Below are 9,379 nucleotides of genomic sequence, written 5' to 3' on the forward strand. Positions count from 1 at the left end.
AGGTCACCGCGATCGAGCGCGATCGCCGCTGCCTGCCCGCATTGGCTGAACTGTCCGAGGCCTTTCCCGGCCAGCTGAAGGTCATCGAGGGCGATGCGCTCGAGCTTCCGCTGGCAAGCGTCATGTCGGGTCCCTGCCATATCGCGTCCAACCTGCCCTATAATGTCGGCACCGCGCTGCTCATCGGCTGGCTGAGCGGACAGGACTGGCCGCGGCTGGCGATGAAGGTGCATCGCAGCGCCTTCACCCCTCCGCCCAAGGTCATGTCGGCGATCGTCCACCTGACGCCTGCGGCCATGCCCGAAGGGATCAAGGCCGCGCGGCTCGAGGCGATCACGGCCGCGGCGTTCGGCCAGCGGCGCAAGATGCTGCGCCAGAGCCTCAAGGGGCTGCCCGGCGCGCTGGCGGCGCTGGAAGCGGTGGGAATCGATCCCGCGCGACGGGCGGAAACGCTGAGCGTCGACGAGTTTCTGGCGGTGGCGCGGGCGATGGAGACGGCCTGAGCGATTGCGCAACCATACCGCTTCCCCCTTCCCTTTCGCCGAAACTCGGTTAGCATCCCCTCCCGAACCGCCAGACGACCGGGCAGCAGAGCCGGCGCGGCGCAAGGATGAGGAGCCTGCCCATGTACGACCTGATCATTCGCAACGGCATGATCTATGACGGCCTGGGCGGCGCGCCCTTTGTCGGCGATATCGCGATCAGCGGCGACACCATCGCGGTGGTGGGCAAGGTCAACGGGCCGGGCCGCCAGGAAATCGATGCCGAAGGACTGATCGTCACCCCCGGATTCGTCGATGTCCACACGCATTATGACGGCCAGGCGACCTGGGATGACGTCATGGCGCCATCGTCCTGGCACGGGGTCACCACCGTCGTGATGGGCAATTGCGGCGTCGGTTTCGCGCCGGCCGCGCCCGACAAGCACGAATGGCTGATCGGTCTGATGGAAGGCGTCGAGGACATTCCGGGCACCGCGCTCGCCGAGGGGATGAGCTGGGACTGGGAGACTTTCCCCGAATATCTCGATTCGCTCGAACGCCTGCCGCGCACCATCGATATTGGCACGCACGTGCCGCATGGCGCGGTGCGCGCCTATGTGATGGGCGAGCGCGGCGCGGCCAATGAGGAGCCGACCGATGCCGATATCGCCGCGATGTCCAGGATCGTCGAGGATGGTCTGCGCGCCGGTGCGCTCGGCTTTTCCTCGTCGCGCACCGTGCTCCACAAGTCGATCGACGGCGAACTCGTCCCCGGCACGACCGCGACCGCGCGCGAACTGATCGGCATTGGCCGCGCGATGGGCAATGTCGGCTATGGCGTGTTCGAAATGGCTTCCGACCTCGTTCCCGAATGGAAGGAGTTCGACTGGATGACCTCGCTGTCGAAGGAGACCGGGCTGCCGGTGACCTTCGCCATGCTGCAGTCGCCGATGAAGCAGATGCACTGGACCGAGCAGATGGCCGCGTGCGAAGAGGCCAACCGCACCGGTGGTCATGTCGTCGCGCAGATCTCGCTGCGCGGCACCGGCGTGGTGATGGCGTGGCGCGGCACCGTCCACCCGTTCGTCCAGCGCCCGAGCTGGCAGGCGATCGCGCACCTGCCATGGGACGAGCAGCTGAGCCATCTCAAGGACCCGGCGTTCAAGGCAAAGCTGCTGGCCGAGGACAATCTGCCCCCGCCCTCGATGGACACGGCTGCGCTGTTCATGCTGGTCACCGCCGGATGGGCGCTGCAATTCCCGCTGGTCGACGGCTTCAGCTACGAACCGACGCGCGAGGAAAGCATCGCGCTGGTCGCCGATGCGGCGGGGCGCGATCCGGCGGAATATGCCTATGACGTGCTGATGGAGAATGACGGCACCGGGTTCATCTATCTGCCCATTCTCAACTACCAGGACGGCAACCTCGAATTCATCAAGGGGCTGCTCGAGCGCGACGATACCGTGGTCTCGCTGTCGGATGGCGGTGCGCATTGCGGCACGATCTGCGATGCTGCCGCGCCGACCTTCCTGCTCAGCTACTGGGCGCGCGACCGCAAGGCGGGCACGATCCCGGTCGAACTGGCGGTCAAGCGTCAGTGCCACGATACCGCGCGGCTCTATGGCCTCAACGATCGCGGCGTGCTCAAGCCCGGCTATCTCGCCGATCTGAACGTGATCGACTTCAAGCGGCTGCGGCTCTCGCGTCCGTGGCTGGCGTTCGATCTGCCTGCCGGCGGCAAGCGGCTGCTGCAAAAGGCCGAAGGCTATGTTGCGACCATCAAGTCGGGCGAGATCACCTTCCGCGACGGCGAGGTGACGGCGGCGCGCCCCGGCACGCTGATCCGCGGCCCGCAGAATGTCGAGCAGCGCGTCGCCGCCGAATGACATGGCCAGGCTGGCCACTGCCGGGTCACCGCGCGGCTGTGGTCTAGCTGGCAATCCCCCGCTGGGAACCCGACCGATACCGTAGAAACCCTGTATTTCACCCTTTGTTAAGCGAGAAAGCGCTGGATCGGAGGGTTAGAGCGCAGGAAATTACTATGTCGGTTCAACGGGATGCCAGCAAGTTTCGCGATGGAGCCAGTCCGATCGGCGATGAGGAAGGTCACCGGCTCGATCGCGAGCTGGCGATGCTGCAGAGCCGCAGCCTCTTGCAGAGCGGACGCCTGCAGCAGCTTGCGGCGCTGGCCGATTTCCAGCGCGAAGCGCTCGATGCCGCTGCGATCGTTGCCGTCACCGACCGGGCCGGGCGCATCAAGTCGGTCAACGCCAAGTTCTGCGAACTCAGCGGCTATTCCGAGGCCGAGCTGATCGGCGCGAACCACCGCATCCTCGCTTCGGGCGAGCATGATCGCGCTTTCTTCCAGAACCTGTATCGCACCATCTCGCGCGGCGATGTCTGGCACGATGTCATCTGCAACCGTGCCAAATGCGGGCGGCTCTACTGGGTGGACACCACCATCGTGCCGCACCGCGACCGGTCGGGCTATACCGCGATCCGTTTCGACGTGACGCCGCAGAAAGAGGCCGAGCAACGGCTCTGGCGGCTCGCCAATATCGATCCCCTTACCCGTCTCGCCAACCGCCGCCGCTTCCTGGAGCTGATGGCGGTCGCCACCTGCAAGGGCCTGCCCTTTGCGACCGCGATCCTCGACATCGACCATTTCAAGGACATCAACGACAGCGCCGGGCATCATGCCGGAGATCAGCTGCTGGTCGCCGTAGGCGAGGCGCTGCGCGCGGAGCTCGGCGAATGCGACTCCATCGGCCGGCTTGGAGGCGATGAATTCGCCGTCATCCTGCACGATGAGGATGGCACCCAGCTGCAGCATCGGCTCGACAGCATTCTCGTCGCGCTCCAGCGCAAGCCAGTTTCCGGGGTGGAGGACTGCACCATTCAGGCGAGCATCGGCGCGGCGCTGTTCCCGCAGGATGGCAAGGATGCCGCGAGCCTCTTGAAGAGCGCGGACCTGGCGCTTTATGCCGCCAAGCAATCGGGCCGGGCCTGCGCGCGCCGGTTCAAGCCCTCGTATCGCGAGGCGGCAGACCAGCGCGCCGGGCTTCGCGTGGCGATCAGCCATGCGATGGAGCGCAACGAGCTGTTCATTCTCTACCAACCGATCGTCAATCTGGCAGGCGACCAGCCGATGGCGTTCGAGGCGTTGCTGCGCTGGCGCCGCACCGATGGCAGCATCCAGACCCCGGCGACATTCGGCGAGGTGTTCGAGGACGAGCAGATCGCCGCCGAGATCGGCAATTTCGTGCTGACCGAGGTGCTTGGCCAGATCGATCGCTGGAAGGCCGAAGGCGTGCCCTTCAAATGGATCGCGATCAACGCGACGCTGGGCGATTTCCGCGCGCGCGCCTTTATCGATCGCATTGCGGACGCGGTCGAAAGCGGGCGGATCAGCGGCGAGCAGCTGTGCATCGAGATTACCGAAGGCATGCTGCTCGATCGCGGCGCCAAGGCCGTGCGCGAGGCGGTCGATCGGCTCAACGCGCTCGGTGTCGAGATCGCGTTCGACGATTTCGGCACCGGCTTTGCCTCGCTCACGCATCTGCGCCAGCTGCCGATCAACCATGTCAAGATCGACCGCAGCTTCATCGAGGCGATCTGCGTAGACGGCAAGGACCGGGTGATCGTCGAAAGCGTGATCGATCTGGCGCACCGGCTGGGGCTCAAGGTGGTAGCAGAAGGCGTCGAGCAGGATGCCCAGGCACGGCTGCTGCGGCGACTCGAGTGCGACAGCATCCAGGGCTTCCTGATCGCCCCGGCGCTGACCGAGGCACTGGCGACCGATTTCGTCCGACGCGATGGCGGCGGCTGAGCCGTTGCCGCGCCCGGATCAGGCCTCCGGGTGCACGCGGACGATCGCGCCGCGCGGCTCCAGTCCGGCCTCCAGCGCGATCTGCACCGCCTCGGCGAGGCTGCGCACGCCCAGCTTGCTCATCAGCTGCGCAGCGGGCCGATGACCGTTCACGGGCGGCGCATCGAGCAGCCGGCATCGCAGCGGTTCGCCCTCGGCAAGCACCAGATGGTGCGACCCGCCGGGCGCAACATAGACCGTGCCCCGCTCGATCGGCATCCTATCCTGCGCCTCGACGACATGCGGCCGGCTGTGCCGGTTCATGCGGTCGGCAAACAGCATCGTGATGCCGCAGGGCATGTGCTGCACGATCAGCACCGGAGGACCGTCCGCGGGCAGCTCGGCCACGATCCGCTCGATCGCCTCCACCCCGCCGGTCGAGGCGGCGATGGCGACGATCGTGCCGTTCCACCGATAGCCAGACTGCACCGAGCCGCTGCGGACGCGCGCTGCGGATGCCATGGCCACGCTCATGCGCCGCACCATGACGGACCCGGCGACCGCACAGCCCTTGCGGAACGGGCGGTGGCCGCATAGCCATCACATGTCGCAGGCAAGAAGGGATGCTGCATGGCGCATGGCCCCCCGCGATCGGTTCCTAGAATTCGGACCAGTCTTCGGACGGGTCGGTGTTGATCGCGACGGCGAGGTTGCCTTGCGTCATTGTCCGCGCGGATGCCCTGGCGGGGCGACGCGCTGCTGCGACCCTGGGCATCTCGCGCACGGTCGAACCCCGGCCCGGTGCTCCGCCTTCCAGCGAGAAGTGCGAGACGAGCCCGGAGAGCTGATCGGCCTCGGTCGCCAGGCTGCGCGCGGCTGCGGTCGATTCCTCGACCATGGCCGCGTTCTGCTGCGTCATCTTGTCCATTTCGCTGACCGCGGTGTTGACCTGTTGCAGGCTGTTCGACTGCGCCGCTGCAAGCTCCGAGATATTGGCCGCGAGGCCCGCAATCTCGGCGACCTTGCCGACGATGCTGTCCAGCGCCTCGCCCGACTGTCCGACCAGCTCGACCCCGCGGTTGACCTGACGCGAGCTTTCGCTGATCAGCTCCTTGATATGCTTGGCCGCGTCGGCCGAGCGCTGCGCCAGCGCGCGCACCTCGTTCGCGACGACGGCAAAGCCCTTGCCCGCATCGCCCGCGCGCGCGGCCTCGACCCCGGCATTGAGCGCCAGCAGGTTGGTCTGGAAGGCGATTCCGTCGATGACGTTGATGATCTTCGCGATTTCCTGCGCGGAACGCTCGATATCGTCCATGGCCGCGACCGCCTCCTTGACGACCGCACCGCCGCGCGTCGCATCGGAATGGGCTTCGGCGACCGACCGGTTGACATGCGCCGCACCGTCGGCGGTCTCGCGCACGCCGCCGGTCAGCTGGTCCATCGCCGCTGCGGTCTGTTCCAGCGAAGCCGCCTGCTGTTCGGTGCGCGAGGACAGGTCATCCGATGCCTGGCTGATCTCGATCGACCCGGTATTGATGCTCTCCGCCGTCTCGGCGACCTGGGCCAGGGCCTCGTTGATGCGGCTGCGCATGAACTCGAAATCCTGCTCCACCTTGGAAAAGGCGGGCGGCAGGCCCTGGAGACGCACGGTGAAATCGCCCTTCGCGAGCGATTCCAGCGCCTGGCCGACCTGGGAGATGACGGCCAGGCGCTGGGCTTCCTCCGCCCGGAAATAGCTGGAAAGGGCAATATCCATGTCGAGCAGCGCGCATTTGACGAGCGTGCCGATGATCTTGCCGAGATTGTTGCCCGCGAGCCGCGCGAGCGGCGAGCCGGCGACGGCCTCATGGATAAGCTGTTCTAGCACCATGGCATAGCCGCCGATATACCAGGTTGGCGCAAGGCCGATCCTGGCATGGACGCTACCGATCTGCTCGGCCTTGCCGAAATAGCTCTCGCCAATCTGGTTCGAGAACAGTTGAACCCAATGGTTAAGCTGCTTGTCGCGAGCATGGTCCATGTTCTGCTTCGACTTGAAGAATTTGGCCACGTCGGGCGTCGCGGCGATCTTCTCGTAAAAGTCGGCCAGCGCGCCGGGCGCGTGCTTCTGCAACAGCTTCAGGATGCGAGGAAAACTCTTGTAGTCCTTGCCATCAATGCCGAAAAACGAAAGTCTGTCCTGATTTGCCGATGCGGTGTCCATGGCCCTATCCCCATTAAACTATGGGGTGGAATAAGGCCCTGCAGCGTAAACAAAGCCCTAAATACGGTATATCTACGGTAGCTGCGACAGCAAGAAACCTTGGTTAAGAAACAGAATCACCGGATCGGGTCCGGAATAACGTTTCAGAACGGCTTGACCGTTCCCAGAAAGCAGATTCCCGCGATCGTGACCCAATAGACATAGGCCATCAGCCTGCCATAGCCGATCTCGCGCTCGAGCGCGGCCTCCTGCACCGGATCGGGTCCGAGCGCGAGAATGCGAAACCGAGTGGTCCAGCGGCGCATGATCCAGCGCAGCCCCAGCCCGATGCACAGGGTGAAGCCGTAAAGCGTGAGCTTGGTGGCGTACCAGCGCATGCCTTCGCTCGCCTCCAGCGGGCCGTGCCCCAGCAGCGAGGCGATGCCGATGGCGAAGATCGCGGGGATCAGCAGATAGCGGATCGCCTCGTCGATCTTGGTCAGGGTGATGCCGATATCGGTCTCGCGCCGGAAGAACGCCCCCCAGCACAGCCCGAGCCAGCCGGCGACAAACAGCCACATCGCGGTCAGATACCCCCCGCCAAAGGGCTGCAGGCCATAGATATGCCCCATGTGCAGCCCCAGCGGGAGCAGCAGGATGATGCCGGTGCGCGCCAGGATATCGATGCGATAGGCGGTTTCCATGTGCCGCCGGCGCTCGTCCAGCGAGAGCGCGCGGTTGATGACATTGTAGCTCGACTGGAACACGCCCCATTCCCCGCCCAGCCAGTAGACCATCGCCAGGATGTGCACCCAGCGCAGCACCAGAACCTCTTCGATCACCCGTCATCCCCCTCCTTGGTCGAGCCGGCCCGCCGGCTCGCAGATCACCGCGCCGAAAGCTGCTCGACGATGTCCATGATCGGCGGGTCGGGCTGTTCCATCGCCTCGACCTCCTGCTGGAAGCCGCGCATCACCCTGGCGATATAGGCGCGGGTATCCTCGCCGCGTTCCTCGCCAGCGATCCGGTCGGGCGCATAATCCTCGATATCGCGCCGCTTGAGGCTTCCGCCCGCCTCGAGCAGCCGCTCCAACGTATCGAGCCGTTCACGCGTCGCGGAAAGCTCGGCCATCAGCGCGAGGCTCAGCGAATACAGGCGATCCACCGCAGGCTCGTCGAAAAAGGCGGGGCGGCGGCCCTTGGCGCGTGCGCCCGATCGGGCGATCCAGTCCAGTCCTTGCGTCATGCTGCCATCTCCTGCGCAGGCGCGGCCTTCCAGGCGCCATAGGCGTTCCAGATGGCCGCGCGGCCATAGTCTTCCTGCCCGCCATCGGGCGACGGCGGAAAGATCGTGGGATCGACCACGGCGCGGACGCCGATCGAAAACTGCTCCTCGGGCGAGAACCCGGCGTCCTGCATCACCTCGGTCATGCTCACCCCGTGCATCGCCGACCAGAAAGGCTCGTTGTTGTTGAACGCATCCCAATCGCGCATGAACTGTTCGAACAGCGGCATGTCCGGCCCGTATTGCGGCTGCTCGACATGCAGCATGAGCCCGCCGGGCTTGAGCACGCGCCAGGCTTCGGCGAGGATGCGCGGCATCGATGCGGCGGAGAGCTCGTGCAGGAACATCGTCGTCTGCACCCAGTCGAAATGATTGTCGGGAAAGCGCGACAGGTCCTCGCCATCGTCCTGGACGAAGCGGATATTGGTGACGCCGAGCCCCGCCGCCCGCGCCGCGCCATAGCGCAGGCTTGCGCCCGCAGTGTCGATCGCGATCACCTCGGCCTCGGTATAGCCCTGCGCAATCGGCACCGCATTGTGCCCGATGGTGCAGCCGATATCGAGGATGCGGCGGGGCGACCAGCCGGGCCGGTTGGCCTTTACCCAGGCGACGACCGCCTGCCCGCCGCCATCGTTGAGCGCTCCGAGCGCGCCGCCGGTCGTGGCGAACAACCCGACATCGTAATTCGCGCCCACCGTGACATCGCCGGGGCGCTCCTCCGAATGATAGCCGCCGGGCTGGCAGTGGATGTCGACACAGGTCTGGTAATATGGCTGCGCGATCGCCGGATCGAGCTCGAGCTGGCCCGAATGCTCGTTGAACTGGCGCGCGAGCGCATCGAGCTCGTCGAGCTGGCGCAGCACCGTCTGGCGACCGTTCATCTGCCGCATTTCCATCGAGTTGCGCTTGAGCGCCGACCAGGTGCGGTGGAACGGATCGCGGTTCATCTCATCGCGAATCTCGTGCCGATCCACCGGATCGCGGCCATGCTCGGCGCGGAACGCAGGCAGTACGCGGCTTTCATAGGCCAGCTGGTTGCCGCGCCCCAATGTGCCCGAGACATAGCGGTTGAAATGCGTGAGGAAATTGAATCTCGCCGCCTCGTCATGCCGGGTGCGCGGCATCATCGGGTGGCGGGCGAGAGCGGTATAGGGGGGCGGCAAGTCCTTGGTCATCGTCTCGGGGCCCTTCGGTTGCCGTGCAAGACGCAATGCCTGCCGGACAGGAGAGACCGGACACCGTCGGCGCGGCACCCGGAGCCAAGATTTGTACGGACAACTTTGCTCGCGGGATTTGATCCGGATCAAAAATCACGCAAAAAATGCAGCGATCCTGCGGCACAAGAACGGCGGAGTGGTGCGCCCGACAGGATTCGAACCTGTGGCCCCCAGATTAGGAATCTGATGCTCTATCCTGCTGAGCTACGGGCGCACTGCGCTGCGGTTTAGCCAAGCGGGGGCGGCAAGGCAATCGTTTCGGCGGCCTGCCGCGGTCAGTTCTTGGCGTCGGGCGGGATCACCGGAAACGGCAGCGGCGCGACGGCGACGCCTTCCTCGACCAGCGCTGCGGCCTCGTCGGGATCGGCCTGGCCGTGGATCGGCGCATGGTCTTCCTCGCCATAA

General features: G+C 65.6%; 9 protein-coding genes and 1 tRNA gene. 3 read left to right on the forward strand and 7 right to left on the reverse strand.

What is annotated here, in order from left to right:
- From DM995_RS05015 to DM995_RS05025, 3 genes are all read left to right on the forward strand, one after another.
- On the forward strand, nt 1-503 hold a 503-nt coding region (locus DM995_RS05015; protein WP_286164928.1), incomplete at its 5' end, for a ribosomal RNA small subunit methyltransferase A.
- Nucleotides 504-625: 122 nt separating this feature from the next.
- Nucleotides 626-2,368 (forward strand): N-acyl-D-amino-acid deacylase family protein, encoded by a 1,743-nt coding sequence (locus DM995_RS05020; RefSeq protein ID WP_116968690.1) that lies wholly within the window; start codon nt 626-628, stop codon nt 2,366-2,368.
- 155 nt (nt 2,369-2,523) lie between these two features.
- Nucleotides 2,524-4,311, forward strand: a complete 1,788-nt coding sequence (locus tag DM995_RS05025) for a putative bifunctional diguanylate cyclase/phosphodiesterase (RefSeq protein WP_116968691.1) — start codon at nt 2,524-2,526, stop codon at nt 4,309-4,311.
- An 18-nt stretch (nt 4,312-4,329) separates the two neighbouring features.
- On the opposite strand, the gene DM995_RS05030 is transcribed toward DM995_RS05025, so the two are convergent.
- From DM995_RS05030 to DM995_RS05060, 7 genes are all read right to left on the reverse strand, one after another.
- On the reverse strand, nt 4,330-4,812 hold the full coding sequence (locus tag DM995_RS05030) for a CheB methylesterase domain-containing protein (RefSeq protein ID WP_157973081.1): 483 nt from the start codon (nt 4,810-4,812) through the stop codon (nt 4,330-4,332).
- 136 nt (nt 4,813-4,948) lie between these two features.
- Nucleotides 4,949-6,493, reverse strand: a complete 1,545-nt coding sequence (locus DM995_RS05035; RefSeq protein ID WP_116968693.1) for a globin-coupled sensor protein — start codon at nt 6,491-6,493, stop codon at nt 4,949-4,951.
- Nucleotides 6,494-6,636: 143 nt separating this feature from the next.
- A complete protein-coding gene (locus DM995_RS05040; RefSeq protein WP_198669258.1) occupies nt 6,637-7,314 on the reverse strand; it encodes a hypothetical protein in 678 nt (225 codons plus the stop codon).
- A gap of 44 nt (nt 7,315-7,358) precedes the next feature.
- Nucleotides 7,359-7,718, reverse strand: a complete 360-nt coding sequence (locus DM995_RS05045) for a hypothetical protein (protein WP_116968694.1) — start codon at nt 7,716-7,718, stop codon at nt 7,359-7,361.
- Nucleotides 7,715-8,932 (reverse strand): class I SAM-dependent methyltransferase, encoded by a 1,218-nt coding sequence (locus tag DM995_RS05050; protein ID WP_116968695.1) that lies wholly within the window; start codon nt 8,930-8,932, stop codon nt 7,715-7,717. The genes DM995_RS05045 and DM995_RS05050 overlap by 4 nt, the downstream gene beginning before the upstream one ends.
- Nucleotides 8,933-9,111: 179 nt before the next feature.
- A tRNA-Arg gene (locus DM995_RS05055) sits at nt 9,112-9,188 on the reverse strand.
- Between the two features lie 61 nt (nt 9,189-9,249).
- Nucleotides 9,250-9,379: DUF1178 family protein (locus DM995_RS05060; protein ID WP_116968696.1), on the reverse strand; the 130-nt coding region annotated here is incomplete at its 5' end.

Origin of the sequence: Blastomonas sp. UPD001 (assembly GCF_003426715.1) — a bacterium.
Lineage (GTDB): Bacteria > Pseudomonadota > Alphaproteobacteria > Sphingomonadales > Sphingomonadaceae > Blastomonas.